Source organism: Terriglobales bacterium (assembly GCA_035624455.1).
Classification (GTDB): Bacteria; Acidobacteriota; Terriglobia; order Terriglobales; family Acidobacteriaceae; genus DASPRM01.
Map to the genome: position 1 here is coordinate 20568 of DASPRM010000154.1, position 16769 is coordinate 37336.

At 57.5% G+C, this 16769-nt stretch carries 17 protein-coding genes; 14 read left to right on the forward strand and 3 right to left on the reverse strand.

Annotated features, from left to right (window positions below; translation table 11 throughout):
- Nucleotides 1-11 precede the first annotated feature (11 nt).
- From ctaD to VEG30_17515, 10 genes are all read left to right on the forward strand, one after another.
- Nucleotides 12-1682, forward strand: a complete 1671-nt coding sequence (gene ctaD, locus VEG30_17470) for a cytochrome c oxidase subunit I (GenBank protein HXZ81721.1) — start codon at nt 12-14, stop codon at nt 1680-1682.
- Between the two features lie 12 nt (nt 1683-1694).
- Nucleotides 1695-2291 (forward strand): cytochrome c oxidase subunit 3, encoded by a 597-nt coding sequence (locus VEG30_17475; protein ID HXZ81722.1) that lies wholly within the window; start codon nt 1695-1697, stop codon nt 2289-2291.
- A gap of 6 nt (nt 2292-2297) precedes the next feature.
- Nucleotides 2298-3170 (forward strand): hypothetical protein, encoded by an 873-nt coding sequence (locus VEG30_17480; protein ID HXZ81723.1) that lies wholly within the window; start codon nt 2298-2300, stop codon nt 3168-3170.
- A complete protein-coding gene (locus tag VEG30_17485; protein HXZ81724.1) occupies nt 3167-3904 on the forward strand; it encodes a c-type cytochrome in 738 nt (245 codons plus the stop codon). The genes VEG30_17480 and VEG30_17485 overlap by 4 nt, the downstream gene beginning before the upstream one ends.
- 2 nt (nt 3905-3906) lie before the next feature.
- A complete protein-coding gene (locus tag VEG30_17490) occupies nt 3907-4476 on the forward strand; it encodes a Rieske (2Fe-2S) protein (GenBank protein HXZ81725.1) in 570 nt (189 codons plus the stop codon).
- Complete coding sequence (locus VEG30_17495; GenBank protein ID HXZ81726.1) at nt 4467-5954, forward strand: cytochrome b N-terminal domain-containing protein; 1488 nt, start codon at nt 4467-4469, stop codon at nt 5952-5954. Before VEG30_17490 ends, VEG30_17495 begins: the two co-directional genes overlap by 10 nt.
- Nucleotides 5955-5966: 12 nt before the next feature.
- Complete coding sequence (locus VEG30_17500; GenBank protein ID HXZ81727.1) at nt 5967-6839, forward strand: cytochrome c oxidase assembly protein; 873 nt, start codon at nt 5967-5969, stop codon at nt 6837-6839.
- A complete protein-coding gene (gene cyoE / locus VEG30_17505; protein HXZ81728.1) occupies nt 6840-7772 on the forward strand; it encodes a heme o synthase in 933 nt (310 codons plus the stop codon).
- Nucleotides 7773-8111: 339 nt separating this feature from the next.
- Nucleotides 8112-9356 (forward strand): ABC transporter permease, encoded by a 1245-nt coding sequence (locus VEG30_17510; GenBank protein HXZ81729.1) that lies wholly within the window; start codon nt 8112-8114, stop codon nt 9354-9356.
- A 3-nt stretch (nt 9357-9359) separates the two neighbouring features.
- Nucleotides 9360-10610, forward strand: a complete 1251-nt coding sequence (locus VEG30_17515) for an ABC transporter permease (GenBank protein ID HXZ81730.1) — start codon at nt 9360-9362, stop codon at nt 10608-10610.
- Between the two features lie 491 nt (nt 10611-11101).
- Here the strand turns inward: VEG30_17515 and VEG30_17520 are convergent, their stop codons facing one another.
- Complete coding sequence (locus VEG30_17520) at nt 11102-11755, reverse strand: DUF1295 domain-containing protein (protein ID HXZ81731.1); 654 nt, start codon at nt 11753-11755, stop codon at nt 11102-11104.
- Between the two features lie 74 nt (nt 11756-11829).
- On the opposite strand from VEG30_17520, the gene VEG30_17525 reads away from it, so the two are divergent.
- The 3 genes from VEG30_17525 to VEG30_17535 all read left to right on the forward strand — a co-directional run bounded on the left by VEG30_17525 (nt 11830) and on the right by VEG30_17535 (nt 13311).
- Nucleotides 11830-12447 carry a TetR/AcrR family transcriptional regulator gene (locus VEG30_17525; protein ID HXZ81732.1) on the forward strand — a complete coding sequence of 206 codons (618 nt, stop codon included), beginning with the start codon at nt 11830-11832 and terminating at the stop codon, nt 12445-12447.
- A gap of 136 nt (nt 12448-12583) precedes the next feature.
- Nucleotides 12584-12862: a transposase gene (locus VEG30_17530; GenBank protein HXZ81733.1), complete on the forward strand. Its 279-nt coding sequence runs from the start codon at nt 12584-12586 to the stop codon at nt 12860-12862.
- Complete coding sequence (locus tag VEG30_17535) at nt 12859-13311, forward strand: hypothetical protein (protein HXZ81734.1); 453 nt, start codon at nt 12859-12861, stop codon at nt 13309-13311. Before VEG30_17530 ends, VEG30_17535 begins: the two co-directional genes overlap by 4 nt.
- A 78-nt stretch (nt 13312-13389) precedes the next feature.
- On the opposite strand, the gene VEG30_17540 is transcribed toward VEG30_17535, so the two are convergent.
- Both VEG30_17540 and VEG30_17545 read right to left on the reverse strand, forming a co-directional pair.
- Entirely contained in the window at nt 13390-13926 is a 537-nt protein-coding gene (locus tag VEG30_17540) for a PEP-CTERM sorting domain-containing protein (GenBank protein ID HXZ81735.1), read from the reverse strand.
- 55 nt (nt 13927-13981) lie between these two features.
- Nucleotides 13982-14473 (reverse strand): hypothetical protein, encoded by a 492-nt coding sequence (locus VEG30_17545; protein ID HXZ81736.1) that lies wholly within the window; start codon nt 14471-14473, stop codon nt 13982-13984.
- 1056 nt (nt 14474-15529) lie between these two features.
- Here VEG30_17545 and VEG30_17550 point away from each other — a divergent pair.
- Nucleotides 15530-16564: an alcohol dehydrogenase catalytic domain-containing protein gene (locus tag VEG30_17550; GenBank protein HXZ81737.1), complete on the forward strand. Its 1035-nt coding sequence runs from the start codon at nt 15530-15532 to the stop codon at nt 16562-16564.
- Nucleotides 16565-16769 lie beyond the last annotated feature (205 nt).

A 16769-nucleotide genomic window follows, 5' to 3' on the forward strand; every position in this document is an offset into this window, starting at 1 on the left:
GGTAAATAACTATGTCCTCGGACGCGATCACCATTTCCGCCCCGATCGAAGGCAGACCCTGGGTCGACGAGCTTCATCAGTGGCTGACCACGGTCGATCACAAGCGGCTGGGAATTCTCTACATCCTCTCCTCTCTGATGTTTCTCGCATTCGGTGGACTCGAAGCCATCATTATTCGCATTCAGCTGACGCATTCGCACAACAACTTCGTTTCGCCACAAGTTTTCAACCGAATGTTCACCATGCATGGGACAACGATGATCTTCTTTTTCGCTATGCCCATCCTGTTCGGATTTGGAAACTATCTGGTCCCGCTGATGATTGGCGCACGCGACATGGCGTTCCCCCGCCTGAATGCTTTCAGTTTCTGGCTGTCGTTCCTGGGTGGACTGCTTCTGTACTTCAGTTTTCTTGGGGGAAGCGGTCTATACGGCGCAGGAAATGCACCGGATGTGGGCTGGTGGGCGTACGCACCTTTGACCGCACGAGCGTTTTCACTGGGGCATAGCTCAGACTATTGGACTGTGGCGCTCCTGGTTTCCGGCTTTGGAAGCATTGGAACGGCAATCAATATCATCGCAACCGTTCTCTGTATGCGATGCCCGGGCATGAAACTCGGCCGTATGCCGCTGCTGGCATGGCTCTACCTGGTCATGTCGGGCATGGTTCTACTGGCGATTTCACCGCTGACGGCGGCACAGATCATGCTGCTCATCGATCGTTACCTGGGAGCCCATTTCTTCGATGCCCAGGCTGGCGGATCGGCCGTGCTCTGGATGCACTTCTTCTGGATCTTCGGCCACCCGGAGGTTTACGTTCTCGTCATTCCCGCTTTTGCTTTCTTGTCGGAAATCATTCCGGTCTTTTCACGTAAACCTATCTTTGGATATCCGGTGATGGTGGCCGCAACCGTGTGCATCGCCTTCGTAAGCATGAGTGTCTGGGCGCACCATATGTTTACGGTCGGAATGAACTCCTATGCCAATAGCTTCTTCGCGATCACGACCATGGCTGTCGGCATTCCCACCGGAATTAAGATCTTCAACTGGATTGGCACGATGTGGGGCGGAAGGATTCAGTTCAAGGTACCAATGCTGTTCTGCCTGGCCTTTCTGTTTCAGTTCTTAATCGCCGGTCTGACCGGCATTATGCAAGCGGCTGTGCCCTTCGATTGGCAGCTGAGCCTGTCCTATTTCGTCGTAGCGCACTTTCATTACGTGATCGTGGGCGGAATTCTGTTTGCTGTCTTCGGTGCGTGCTATTACTGGTACCCGAAAATGACGGGCCGGATGCTGAGTGAACGGCTGGGCAAATGGCATTTCTGGCTTTTCCTGATTGGGTTTCACCTGACATTTACGGTTATGCACATCCCGGGACTCCTTGGCATGCCACGCCGGATCTACACCTACGAGCCAGGCCGAGGTTGGGACACCTTGAACCTCGTCATTTCGATCGGCGCGTTCATTCAGGCAGTCGCGATTCTCGTCTTTGTAGCAAACCTCGTAATTTCCTATTTCAAGGGCGCCCAGGCCGGTAACGACCCGTGGGACGCATGGACACTGGAATGGTCCACCAGTTCACCGCCCCCTGCGTATAACTTTGCGACGGTTCCTACCGTCGCCAGCCGCCGTCCCTTGTGGGACCGAAAGCATCCTGAAGATCCCGATAGTCGCTATGAGTAGAGGATCAAAGCAATGAGCGCGGTGACGACTGCATTTCCCGAAACCCCGGCAACCTGGCGACTTCCGGATCGGGGGAAGGTGGCGATGGCCAGTCTCATCATCGCCGAATCCGCGATCTTCACCATCTTCGTGGTTGCCTATCTCTTCTACCTGGGAAAAAGTTTGACGGGGCCGACACCGCGAGAGGTTCTGGAGACGCCGATCTTCTACACAATTTGCCTGTTGTCCAGCAGCTTGACTATTCACTTGGCCGCGAAGTTTCTGGCACGCGGCATTGGATTCGCATTCCTTGGATTATGGCTGCTCACCATTACACTCGGCGGATTGTTCCTCTATGGCACGGCGCACGAATGGCACCGATTGATCTATGAACACGGACTGACGATTTCGACCAATCTGTTTGGAACGACTTACTATTCGCTCGTCGGTTTGCATGCTTTTCACGTCACCGTGGGTCTGATCATGCTCTTGATTGTCGCGGTCTTTGGGTTCGCTGGCCGTGTGGGGATTAAGCAATCTGGCCGCGTCGAAGTGCTCTCGATGTACTGGCATTTCGTCGATGCCGTATGGGTTGTGGTTTTCACCGTAGTTTACGTAGTCGGACGCTGAGTAGAGATGGCGACGCTATTGCCAACAGAGGAACTGAACGATACTCCCGGGACTCCCCGCATGATCGAGGTGCCGGCGCCAACAGCCTGGCCTTTTATGTTGGCTGTCGGCGCGGCCTTGCTATTCGCAGGCCTGGTGACCAGCGTATCAGTCAGCATTCTCGGCGCAGTGCTGGCGCTGGCGGGCTGCATCGGATGGTTTCGCGCGGTCTTTCCGCATCAGCAGGAAGAAACTGTCAAAGTGCTTCCAGAAGATATTCGCCTGACCACCGATCGGCAGGTCGTGGAACGGATTCCAGTTGTGCCGGATCAAGTGCGAGCCTGGCTTCCAGTCCACACCTATCCGGTTTCGGCGGGTGTTAAAGGAGGCATCGCAGGCAGCGTCGCGATGGCGGTATTGGCCTGTGCTTACGGCGTTTTTAAGGCCGGCAGTATCTGGTATCCCATAAATCTGCTAGCCGCCGTTGTGTATCGGCAATCCCTCAGGCTCGGGCCTGCACAGCTCTATTCCTTTCATGCCGATGCTTTCGCGATTGCTTTTGTTCTGCACGGCCTGGTCTCTATTCTTGTCGGCTTGCTGTACGGCGCGATGCTTCCCATGTTCCCGCGCCGTCCCATTGTCCTTGGGGGATTGCTCGGCCCGGTGTTGTGGTCGGGTCTGCTTTACTCCATCCTCGGACTGCTGAATCCGTTGCTCGCGAGCCATATTGATTGGTTCTGGTTCGTGGCCTCGCAAATGGCCTTCGGAATCGTGGCCGGCCTGGTAGTTATGCGCCAGAAGAGCATTCCTACCGCCGAGAATGTGTCGTTTGCTCTACGCGCCGGAATCGAAGCTCCCGGAATCATTGCACCACGTGAAGGCGGGGAGGAGCGCCGATGAAGCGGATCCGATATTTATCTCGATTCGCAGTCCTGCCCCTCATTCTGCTCTCGGCTTGCAGCACTCCACATGGCCAACCGCAGAAGGGTTCGGAGCCGCTGGCGCCCAACGAGGTTCTGGATTTCGGCACTCTCTATGCAGAGAACTGTGCCGGCTGCCACGGCGCGGACGGACGGGGAGGAGCCTCACTCGCACTTGCCGATCCTGTGTACCTCGGCATCATCGACGAAAACGAACTGCGTAAAACTGTTGCTAATGGAGTTCGTGGAACTTCTATGCCCGCGTTTGCCCAGCGTTCTGGAGGCATGCTGACCGACCCACAGATTGATGTGATTACGAGGGGAATATTTTCGCGCTGGGGGCGCAAAGGAGTTCTCACCGGAGCCAATCCACCCTCATACGCGGCAAAAACCGCGGGCAATATCGAACGCGGCAAACTCGTTTTTGGAACCTATTGCGCATCTTGCCATGGCCCTGAGGGCGGAGGCACGCCTAAAGGGAGCGCCATTACGAATGATTCATTCCTGGCGCTGGTCAGCGATCAGGGACTGCGCACGATCGTGATCACGGGCAGACCGGAATTGGGCGCGCCCGACTGGCGAAGAAATGTTCCCGGTAGGCCCATGACCGATCCGGAAATCACGGATGTGGTTGCCTGGCTGGCATCCCGGCGCGTGCAGAATCCTGGGCAGCCATATTCCGCTTCGAACTATGCGCCGCGCGAGGAGAACTGAACATGTCAGTTGCGCCTGTGATGGCCCCCTCCCCTGAACCTCCCGTTTCCCGGCGCGGGTTTCTTATGAAACTGGGAATCCTGTTCAACGGACTCGCTGCGATAGTCCTGGCTGTGCCAGTTGTGCGCTTTCTTTTTTCTTCCGTTACTGATAGTCGCGCAAATGGGTATCTCTCGTGGGTGCCGCTCGGACAGGTCAGCAACTTTCCGGAAGGAGAGACGCGGTTTGCCGCTTTTCGCAATCCCTTCGTCATGCCGACCGATGGAAAGACGGTAAACACCGCGTGCTGGGTGCGGCGTATCGCGGGCGAGCGATTCCAGGTGTTTGCGATCAACTGCGCTCATCTCGGTTGTCCGGTCCGCTGGTTTCCTCAATCCGGCCTGTTCATGTGTCCTTGCCATGGCGGCGCCTACTATCGCGACGGCTCGCGTGCGTCAGGCCCGCCGGAGCGTGGCCTCTTCCAGTATCCGTACAGAATCGAAAACGGCGTGCTCACGATTCAGGCCGGGCAGTTACCGACCCCCGGGGAGCCGTTGGCGAGTGGCTCCAGGGAGAAGGCAACATGCGCGTGATCAGGAAAATTGGCGAATGGTTCGAGCACCGCTTGCAGCTCGCGGCCCCGATTCGCGAAGCCGCCGAACATCCTGTGCCACGAAGTACGGCCAGCTGGTTCTACGTCTTTGGCAGCGCAGCGTTCACCGTGTTCATTGTGCAAATCGTGACTGGGATTCTGCTTGCGCTGGTATATGTGCCCTCGGGCAGCGAAGCATGGAGCAGCCTGCAGGCCCTGAATCATCAGGTTGCGCTTGGCTGGTTTATCCGCGCCATACATGGATGGGGCTCCAACTTCATGGTGGCGATTGTCCTCATTCATATGGTGCAGGTGTTTCTCTTCGGAGCCCACAAATATCCCCGCGAACTGACCTGGATCATCGGAGTCTTTCTCTTATTGATGACTCTCGGCATGGCGTTCACGGGTCAAGTTATGCGCTTCGATCAGGACGCTTACTGGGGCTTGGGGATTGGAGCCTCGATCGCCAGCCGCGTTCCAATTATCGGTCCTGCAACTGTGAAACTGATGTTGGGCGGGCCGATTATCGCCGGCGCGACCCTCTCCCGATTCTTTACGATGCACGTCTTCGTACTTCCCGGATTACTGATCGCGTTCGTCAGTCTTCATCTCCTGCTGGTTCTGAAGCTGGGCATAAACGAATGGCCAATGCCTGGACGCATCGTAAGGCGAGCCACCTATGATGCCCAATATCATGCGCTGACCCACAAGGATGGCGCGCCCTTCGTTCCCTACGCCATCTGGAAGGATATGTTTTTCGCGGCGTTTATTATCCTGGCAATCGCCGTTTGCGCTTTCTACTTTGGCCCATTCGGACCGACTGGGCAGCCCGATCCGACAATCATCCAGACCGCGCCCAAACCGGATTACTTTTTCCTGTGGCTTTACGCTCTGCTTTCTCTCCTTCCGCCATCGCTTGAGACGCCTTTTCTTCTTATCGGCCCGGTCTTAGTAATCATCGGATTGATTCTTTTGCCGTTCCTTTCCGGAGAGGGAGAAAAAAGCTGGAAACGCCGGCCGATTGCGGTTGTTACCGTGCTGATGACCGCTATTACGCTCGGCACCTTTACTCGCCTGGCTCAGTTCACGCCCTGGAGTCCGCACATGAGTGCCTGGAGCGGTGATCCGGTACCCGACCGGTACATACATCACACAACTGCGCTCGAGCGGCAGGGTGCGCTCGTGTTTCAGGTTAAGCAATGCCGCAACTGCCACTCTCTCGGCAATATCGGCGGAGAAAGGGGACCGGCTCTGGATAGTGTTGCGGTCCGCCTCACTCAGGACCAACTCATTCGTCAGGTGATTCAAGGCGGCGGCAATATGCCGGCCTACGGAAACAATTTGAGTCCGGCAGAGACTACGGCCCTGGTGGCGTTCCTCGAGACCTTGCATCCGGCGACGCAGGCTCCCGCGCGCGATGCATCAAGACAACTGGTGATAGGAGAAGAGCGTCAGAACCGCCCTGTCGCTCAAAAGTAGGGTTGCGAGTCTATGGCGCATGCCCATCACGTCGCGTCTCAGCCATACGGGATCTTGTTGATCCTCGTTCTCACGGCAGCACTGTACGCGCGTGGCTGGCTGCAGCTTCGTTCCGTCGTTATTCCGGCATGGCGCGCTGCGAGTTTTCTCCTTGGGCTTATCCTGATCTGGGTTGCGGTTGCTTCACCCGTGGCGGGCTTCGTTCATAAATTGCTGACAGCCCACATGATTCAGCACCTCCTGTTGATGACCTTCGCCGCCCCCCTTATCTGGCTCGGTGAACCTCTGATGGCTTTTGTGCAAGGCCTGCCGAGAAGTGTTCGGGAGGGCATGGCTGCACTGCTCCTCCGGCCCTCGATGCAACGATTTGGAAAGGCGATTACCCATCCGGCAGTTTGCTGGCTGGGCGCCACTGGGACACTAGTTGGTTGGCACATTCCCGCATTGCTTGCAGTGGGAATGGAATCGCCAACCTGGCATGCCATCATGAAAGCATCGTTCCTGGTAACTGGCTTGCTTTTCTGGTGGCCTGTCGTGCAGCCCTGGCCAACTCTTAAAGAGCCAAAGTGGTGGGTGGTGGTGTATCTCTTCCTCGCTACATTGCCGTGCGACACTCTTTCCGGTTTTCTCGTGTTCTGCGATCGCGTGGTGTACCCCGGTTACCAATCCGCTTCACACCCGTTCGGACTTTTCCCGCTCGAGGATCAGCAATTCGCAGGCGCACTCATGTGGACTGTAGTTACGGTCATCTACTTCATCGTCGGCGGAATTATCACAGCACGTTTGCTTTCGCCCCAGAGATCGCAACAGAACTGGATCGCCCAGCAGCGTCCGGTTGGCAGTGCGGCGCCACTCACCGCTCGGCAGAGGATGGAGACTGTCTGAATGTCCAGCGAGCCTCTTGTTACGGCGCTCGACCAGCCTGTAGTCGCAGGCCGTCATTTTTCCTCTCTCCTGTCTGACTACTGGGCACTCACGAAACCAGAAGTCAATTTCCTGATCTTGATTACGACCGGTGTCGGCTTCTTTCTGGGTTGCGGAAGCGTAGCACGACCGTTTGCATTCCCAGCGTTGTTCAACACTCTGTTTGGAACGTTGCTGGTGGCAAGTGGGACAGGGACACTAAACCAATACATCGAACGAAAGTATGACGCGCAAATGCGCCGCACTGCGCGGCGCCCGGCCGCAGCCGGCCGTCTCACACCCGCGGCCGTCCTGGCCTTCGGAACTGCATTGGCATTGGCTGGCGGCATCTATCTCGCCACAGCCGTTAACCTGCTCGCTAGCGTGCTGGCGGTGCTCACGTTGCTGACCTATCTGTTCGTGTACACGCCGCTGAAACGAAAGACACCGTTGTGCGTTCTCGTCGGCGCGTTTCCAGGCGCCATGCCCCCGCTGATCGGTTGGGCCGCGGCGTCGGGTCGATTGACTACCGAGGCATGGACACTCTACGCGATGCTCTTCCTGTGGCAGTTCCCGCACTTCATGGCAATTGCATGGATGTACCGCGAGGACTACGACCGGGCAGGATATTTGGTTCTGCCCAGGGGAAATGGGAGAGTTCCTTTCGTGATGCTGCAAACTTTATTGCCACTCCTTGCCCTCGTGCCTATCAGCATCCTGCAATCCCCAACACGGCATGCGACGATCTTTTATTGTGCAGCAGTGCTGCTAAGTGAAGGCTTCCTGTACTTTGGATTGGAATTCGGGATTCAGCGGTCAAGGACCGCCGCACGCCGCCTGCTCACAGCCTCGATTGTCTATCTCCCATTGTGGTGCGGACTGAGCGCGGCATTTTGCAGTCGGGCCATAAGGTGATTGGGACAGTCAGCAGGCGAACTGCTGGTCCCTCGTCGGGCTTCGCCCTTCTGGTGATGCCAAAGCAAAACGAAAGGTCCTTCGGTAGCTCTCACGTCGTTGCAGTCCTCGGAATTTCGCCAGCAGAAATCCCGCTATTACTACCCAACCTTCCCAAATCGGGCTGAATACCGCATCTGCTGTGACAGGCTGTGAAAAACATCACGAGCAGATTGCGTCGAGAGGGCTATGGTGGAAGCGTAGCCAGAGTTCCCATTTGTGACCGCGATCACCAGCGTGATCGTGCGGTGGCAGCGGTAGCTTGGGAACTGTGTCTGGTCGAGATTCGTAGCCAGGGTTATGAGACGATTTGCGGACACCTTCAGCCAGGTGCTGCGTGCCATCTCGGCACACAAACTGCGCGCCTTTCTCACCATGTTTGGGATTGCCTGGGGCGTTGGCTCGCTGCTGCTGCTGGTTGGACTGGGAGAAGGTTTTCGCGCCGGAACCAAGAAGAACCTGGCGAATTTTGGCGAAGACTACATGCACATCTATAACGGGCGAGTGCCGGCGGTCGCCGGCAGCCAGCTTTCGTCCCGCCAGTACTACCTGAACTACCAGGATTATGTGGACATTCGCAATTCGCCGCACGTGCGGAATGCCGCGCCCATCATTTATCGCGGCGACCTGCGGCTGGTGAGCGAGTATGGCAACAGCAACGGTTACGTGGATGGGTCGGAGCCGCAGTTCTATGACATTCGCCGGCAAACGATCGATCAGGGGCGCTGGCTCAATTGGGACGACGAGCGCCAGCATCACAACGTGTGCGTGATCGGCAGCGAATTCGTGCGCATACTGTTCCCCGGCCACCCGGCGGTAGGCAGCCGGATCCTTATTAATGGCGTGCCGTTTGAAGTGATTGGCACCATCCAGAAGCTCGGCCATGGAAACAACGCCGATCTGAACATGCGCCTGATCATGCCTTACAGCACTATGTTGATGTACTTCCCCATGCAGGGAGCGGGCAACGAGAACGCGGTGAAGTACGTCGTCTACCAGCCGATTACACGCGAGCGCCACGACGAGGCCAAGAGAGCTGTGCGCCGCATCGTCGCCAAAAATCACAACTTCGATCCCGAGATGCCGGATGCGTTCGATGATTGGGACTCCATCGCCACCGTGGAAATGATCGGCAAAATCTCCGATGCCATGGATACGTTTCTAGGGGCGGTCGGTCTGGTGACGCTCGCCCTTGGCGCGCTGGGAGTGGTCAACATCATGCTGGTGTCGGTCGCCGAGCGGACGCGCGAGATCGGGTTGCGCAAGGCATTGGGCGCCACCCGCCGCAGCATCCTGTTTCAGTTCTTCTTTGAAGGGCTGATGCTTACCGCGATCAGCGGCGCCATCGGCGTGCTTGCGGCTTATGGCGCGACCAGGCTGTTTGGCCTTGCGCCACCGATCGATGGATTCGAATTGCCGCATATTTATCCGGCGACTGCTGCGCTGGCCATGGTGAGCCTGGCGACGGCGGGGATTGTCGCCGGACTCTATCCCGCCCGCCGCGCAGCTTTTCTCACGCCGGTAGAGGCGCTTCGTCAGGAGTAAGCGATGATCCAGGCGAAAGACCTGGCCACGGAAGTCTACGGATCGCTCCGGCAAAACCGGCGGCGAAGTGCGATCACCATGTTGGGCATGGCCTGGGGAATCGCCACCGTGGTGCTGCTGCTGGCTTACGGCACAGGTTTTTCTACCGCCATCATCAGCATCTTCAAGGCATACGCCAGCATGCAGGCGATGGGCATCGCGGGTGGACGCACGTCCATGCAGGCGGGAGGAAATAAGGCGGGAACGAGAATTCGCTTGACCAAGGACGACATTGATCGTGTGGTGGCCAATGTGCCGCAGGTCATCCGTATTACTCCGGAGTCGTTCTATAACGCTTTGGTCAGCTACGAAGGACGCTCTTACAGCTGGGAGGTCCACGGAGGGAATCCTCATCTGCAACAAATTCAGAATCTGCAGATGGATCTCGGCCGCTTTTACGGCCCCGAGGATATGCAGCTGCGCGCGCGTGTGTGCGTGCTGAGCTCAGAAGCGAAGGAGAAGCTGTTTTCCGGACGCTTCGCGCTCGAAGAAAAGATTCGCATCAACGGCATCCCTTACGAAGTGATCGGGGTGCTGAAGCCCAGGCCGCAGGAGGGCGATAACAACATCAACCGCGTGGTGTACATCCCGTTTCCAACGCTGAGCGACTTTCGCGATACCCACTACATAGACATGATCTGGCTCGACTTTCTCGGCTACGACTACGGAGCTGTGGAGACGTCGGTTCGCAAAACGCTGGCGGAGCAATACAAGTTCCGTCCTGACGACAAGCGCGCGCTGCAAATCTTCACGCTGATGGAGCAGCTCTCGCAATTTCACATCATCACCATGGCTCTGCAAGTGCTGCTGGCCTTCATTGGCGCGCTGACGCTGGGAATCGGCGGAGTGGGTCTGATGAACATCATGTTGGTGAGCGTGACCCAGCGCACGCGCGAGATCGGTATGGAAAAGGCTTTGGGGGCGCGCCGCTTCGACATCCTGGTGCAGTTCCTGTGCGAAGCGCTGGCCATCACCTTTCTGGGCGGAGTTTTGGGGATTGCGCTCGCCTACGTCATTTCGTTCTCCGTGGGGAATCTCACTTTTTACAGCGCGCTGGCCCAGCATGGAGAAATGGGGGACATTCGACTGATCATTTCACCATCCACGGTGGCGGTCTCTACCACCATCCTGGCGCTGGTAGGACTAGTCAGCGGCATGATTCCGGCTGTTCGCGCAGCCCGGCTCGATCCCATTGAGGCGCTGCGGTATGAGTGAGGCGGCGGCGGCTTACATGTTGACCACGGATGTTCCTCTGGCGTTCAGGAACCAAGTTCGTCATTTAGTTGGTTGGTTTCACGCGAGCCGCCTCGTTGAGTACGGCGCGACAAAAGTCCCGGGCTACCGGCGGACAGTTCTGTGTCGCATTCCTCTCGATTATCTTGAATCGATCTTGCGGAAAGTCTTTGTCCTTAATCCGTTCAAAGACGAATGACCTAAACCGTTCATCTCTCCTGGTGAGACTTACCATTTTCGGCAACTCCGGCCACCGCTTAGACCAAAGGTCATCAATAGTTAGCCACCCTCCCGCATCTCCTCAACTCAGAAAAACTGGAGTAATTCCGTTATGAGATCCTGAGCTCTCGCTTCCTGTAGAAAGTGGCCGCAAGCCGAATGCTGTCATGACTGTTGATACTGCCACTCCCCATCCCAGCTTCAGATAGGGAGTGGTGAATCCCTGGTGGGTCGCCCCTGGTGGCCGGGTTTTGTCAGCGTGGCAACGGCTCTGCTTTGATCGCGGGCCTAATCAGCTTGGGAAAGAGCAGTCCGGTTCGACTTTTGTATGCCGCGAAGCCGGCATGCCGGGAGAGACTCTTGTCTTTTGTCAACATATTGCGGACAAAGAACCCGGATATCCATGCGCCAAGGACAACGAATGGAATCCAGTGCATGGACATGAGTGCGTAGGAGAAGTAGATCAGAATCTCGCCGAGATAATTGGGATTGCGGGTGCGGGTGAAGAGTCCGTCCTCGATCAAGCCCTTCCTCGCGCGCAAGGTGAAGAACTTCTGTGCGTCACTGACATAGTGGAAGAAGATTCCCACGATGTAAATGAAGAGCACCATTGCGAAGAAGTACGGTGGCCAAGTCACGTGACGGCTGATCAGAAGGTAGGGAGCCAGGTAGTAGCCTCCCAGGGGCAGGAAGATGAACAGCAAGCCGACCCAAAAAGGCACCCTTTGAGAAAAGCGCGAGTCGGGGTAGTACCTCTGTTTGAGCAACCACAAAAGCGAGTAGGTGCCGTGCAAAGCGAGATACACAAAAGCTTCCGTGCTCCAATTGTGGAAGTACCACATCAGAGCGAGAACAATGGGGGCTACGAGAATCTTGTGCGCATTGATGCTGGAGTTGACCGTGACCATATTCTGCTCCTCTTGCTGTTTCGATGTAGACAGTGTCTAGATTGATGCGCAATTTTTTGCTATGCTGGGAATGGATGAAGAGTGTTTTTCGGCCAGGATCAACGGCAACCACGAGGAATGGCTATCACCACGGAAATCTCCGTGCCGCGCTATTGAGGGCTGCGGAGGAGATCATCCGAGAGTCCGGCGTGGAAGGGCTGACGCTGCGCGCCTGTGCGCGGAGGGCAGGCGTTTCGCACGGTGCGCCCGCTCACCACTTCGAGAACATAACTGGATTGCTGACGGAAGTCGCTGCCGAAGGTTTCGAACGGCTTACGGAAGCCATGAACTGGAAGAACGTTAAGGAGGCAGACGATGACCTCCAGGCGGCCGGGCTGGGGTATATACAATTTGCGATGCGTTGGCCGGAACACTTCCAAGTGATGTGGCGTAGCGAGTTGCTGAATGAGAAATCGCCTCGCCTGCGGAAGGCACGACAAATGGCCCAGCAACGACTGCGCGACGCCTTGATACAGACGAATGCACATCGGCGCACACTGACAGAGGCCGATCTTGCAGCGCGCTTCCAATTGGCGTCATGCTGCGTTCACGGGTACGCCTCTTTGTGGGTGGAAGGAAATCGCAAATCGCGGTCGCTGGACGGCGCAAAGCGCATGCTCCGCCTCTTGAGAACCTCTTTGGTCGCGCCATGAGTCCCTCTTCCGCCTGGACCTTTTCCTATGCGCACGATCCCGTGGGTGGCCCACCCTTTCGCCCGCTTTTGGCGAAGGGTGGGATACGTGCAATGTCACTGACAGACCCGCACGAACAAAGCTAGCCTGTCCCGTCATGTCTGCCGGACTGCTCCGTTATCAACACACGCGTCACCTGCACTACATCACCTTCACCTGCTTTCATCGCGCGTCCTACTTGGCCACAGCGTCGGCGCGGGAACTGTTTGAGAAGACCCTGGAGCGGGTAAGGCACTGGTACGGCTTCTACCTGAATGCCTATGTGGTCATGCCCGAGCACGTGCATCTGCTGATCAGCGAACCCGAGCGTGACCGGGCGGCCCTCCTCAGTGAGAAGCACACACACACACATGAAAACGAGGACGACATCACATGAAGCGCAAACTGATGTTAACCAGCACGTCGCTGCTTTCGATCCTGTTGATGACGTTTCACCTGACGCAGGACACCCTTCACGCCAGCTACGCCAGGGCTGGCACGGCCGAGGCAAGGGGCACGGCGCTCATCGTCGGCGTGCCGATCCTCGTCGGCTGGCTGTGGGGAACGCTACTGCTCGCCGAACGGCGATCGGGACACATCATCATGCTGGTCGGCTCGGCCATTGCCTTGGCGATGCCCGTCATCCACGTAATATTGGGATGGGGACGGGGAAGCATTGTCCGAAGCGACTTCGCGAGGACAGGGTGGGCCTTCTTCTTTGTCTGGACGCTGTTTGCTCTCGGCATGACTGGCCTGTTCTCGCTCATCCTCGCGGTGCGCGGATTGCGGAGCGCGCAGTGGGTACCGGCGGAGAACACGCGACTCCATAGTGATGAATCCGCATAGAGCTGGTTCGTCCCACTTAACGTTCTCGAAATGAAAACAGCCGCCCGAAGGCGGCTGCTTTAGAACGTACAACCCGCTCTACACTTTCAGCTTGCGGCGAATCATCCCCGCCGCCCCAAGCAAGCCGCTGCCTAGCAGCAGCAGGCTGGAGGGTTCGGGGACGGCCGCCGTCGGCTCGAACGCAGCGACGTTGGCACTACTTCCATCAATGATGCTTGCGATGCCACTAGTGAAGTTTGTGGCGTCCGTCTCGATTACCAGCACGGCGGAAGTGTCTCCCGGTGGGATCGCACTTGAAAACGGGGTACTGGAAAACTGGAACCCAACCGTACCCGGAGTATTCCGGTCCACGAATCCAGGTGCATCCGTTCCGGTGGGGAAGGCCGTGCCACCTCCGTCAGGTTCGCCAGCACTTGAATAACCGGCATCCACCTGCCAGCCGCTCGGGTTTGCGAAGTTGAATGCCGTTACGCGCCCTACATTGTCTGTCGAGGTATTACTGTTAATCACCTGGTACACGAAGTCCAGGCAACCGGCACAAAATGTGTTCCCCGGGTCCGTGTACACTGCGGTGTTCAATGTGAAGTTGAGCCCACTCCACCCGCCGGTCGCCAACTAGACGGTGAACCTCGCCGGTGATGGTCAGCGACGCAATCAGAAGAGTCCAAGTCTAGGGAGCGTTCTGCAGGTTCCCCAGCGTAGCTGTTAGCTGCCCGATATTTGTAAGCGGATAACTCGCGTTGCGCACCTGGACCGCTGTGCCAAAGCTGCCAAACTGGAGAAAGTTCGGCGTAGAAAAATACTCCGAGGTGATGCTCCCCCCAAGACTAGTATCCAAGTACGAGAGAAGAGCCATCCACTCTTTCAGTTCCTGCACGCCTGAAGCCCCGGGTGCCGCGTCAATGCGATTGGCCAGCAACCCGGGTAAATCAGCGCTCGACAGTACGGCCGTGCCGGTCGCCGAAGCGTAGGGTGTGATATCGGTGCCAAATTGTTGTTTCAGCGCGCCGAGAAGCAGCAGCGCGGACAGGTCCACGGCAACGCGCACCCGCGAGGCGCCACTCAGCGCGGTGGCGACTCCAACATTGGCGAAGTCGGATGGGGCGAAGCCGCCGACGGTTCCGATGGCGGCGACGGCCTTGGAAACAATCAGAGCGCTCAACGTATTTGTGCCGGCGGCAGCATCCGCCGCGGCTGCCGCTGCTACCTGCCCCAGGGCGAAAAGCGCACGCGTCTACGCTCAGAGATGCGCCGTGTGCCACGGACCTGACGGGCGCGGGAACGGACCCGCAGCCCCGTCCCTGATTCCTAGGCCGCGCGATTTCACGCTCGGGTTGTTCAAATACAAATCGACTCCAGCCGGGCAGCCGCCGACCGACGACGACCTGAGGCAGGTCATCGCGAACGGCCTTCCAGCCAGTGCAATGCCTTACTTCCACGACCTGTTGAGCGACAGTGAGATCGATGCGGTCGTCGCACAGATCAAGCAATTCTCCAAGGCATTCAGTGGAGTATCGCCTCAAGCGATAGTCGTTCCGCCGCGCCCGGCACCGACAGCAGCCAGTACGGAGCGCGGCCGCGCACTCTATATCTCCCGAGACTGCGCCGGTTGCCATGGCCCTGACGGCCGAAAGGCGGGGTTCCTCGTGGATGCAAGTACGAATCATCCGACGCCAATTCGCGATCTCTCCGCACCGTGGACATTCCACGGAGGCAGTGACCCGAATCAGATATGGCTCCGTCTGACGACAGGGATCGAAAGGGTGGGCCACCCGCCGTCTCAGGCTACCCTTCCTGGGGGATCAAGTAGCTCTTCAGCGGATGCATCCGTTTGCACAGGAACCAAAGTTTTCAGCCATCGCCCCGACTCGCAAACGCCTGTTAACGACACCCGACTGTCTTCCCGCATTTGCCTCTCTGGCCTGGGCACGGCACGCCCGTCCGGCGCCATTTCTTTGTCATGTGACGGCACAAGCGAACTCAGATGACATCTCACCGTCCACTTGGACGCTGCTCGAACTCATGGCATCTCTTGTTTTCTCAAGGCTTTGAAACAAATCGCGCCAGATGACCTCGATTTGGACAGCGTATTGCATTTTCTGTGGCGAGGAGGAGCAGCCATGCGTGCGTTGATTGGGATCTCCGATTCCCCAGCGAAGGTGCGGGCTCGATCGAGCAAACCCGAATGGCTCGCCATAAAGGAGGCGATATGAGCGGAATGTATAGAGCAATTCAAGTAACGAAACCGGGAGAATTCGAAGCCGTAATGAAACCGCTGGTCGATCCTGGCCCCGGTCAAGTGCGCATTCGTATCGAGGCGTGCGGTGTCTGCCACTCGGATTCCGGCACGGTGGAAGCCTCCTTTCCAATCAGCTGGCCGCGCGTCCCAGGGCACGAAGTGGTCGGACGGATCGATGCCCTTGGCTCTGGCGTCCAGGGCTGGGCGGTCGGTCAGCGCGTCGGTGTCGGCTTCCTTGGAGGCCCTTGCGGTTATTGCGAATTCTGTCGAAATGGCGATCTCGTGAACTGTCGCAACCAGGAATATACGGGTATTCATTCGGATGGCGGATACGCCGAGGTGATGATCGCGAAAGCCACCGGGCTTGTGCATATCCCTGACGATCTGTCGTCGGCAGATGCTGCGCCGCTGCTTTGCGCGGGACTCACGACGTTCAACGCCCTGCGAAACGCGCCAGCAAAGGCAGGTGATCTTGTCGCTGTGCTCGGTATCGGCGGCCTTGGTCACCTGGCTGTGCAATACGCCCGGCATATGGGGTTCGAAGTGGCGGCGATTGCCCGCGGCAGCGGCACTGCGGAGCTCGCCAAGAAGCTCGGGGCTCACCACTACATTGACAGTGCCGCTACTGACCCCGCAGCCGCTTTGCAGGCGCTTGGCGGCGCCAAGGTCATCGTCATAACGGCGTCAGGAGGCAAAACAATCGCTGAGACCTTCAAGGGCCTTCGACCCGGCGGTGTCTCCATTGACCTCGGCGTCGGACCGGAGCCGATCGAGGTCAAGAGCGTGGATCTCATATTTGGAGAGCGCAAGGTAGCAGGCTCGCTGACGGGAAACCCCGCCACTGCTGACACAACGCTTCGTTTCAGTGCCCTGAGTGGGGTGTCGGCGATGATCGAGACCGTCCCACTCGATCAAGCAGCCGCTGCCTACGCGAAGATGATGGCTGGGCAGGCGCGTTTTCGGATAGTGCTGGTCACAAAAAACGGCAATGGCCAACCTGGACAACCGAAGTGAAGCATTCAGGCTGTGGGAAAGAAACTAGGAAGCCATTGGTCAAAATGCTGAAAACTCCCCATCACACGCAATATAAAAAGGCGCCCACCTTTGCGATAGGTTGTGATTGTTCGCATCACCAACCTAGCAAAAAGGAGCGCCTTTAATGAGTCAAGAGAAGTATATCGGCTTAGACGTTCATCAGGCCACCATCTCCGCTGCCGTG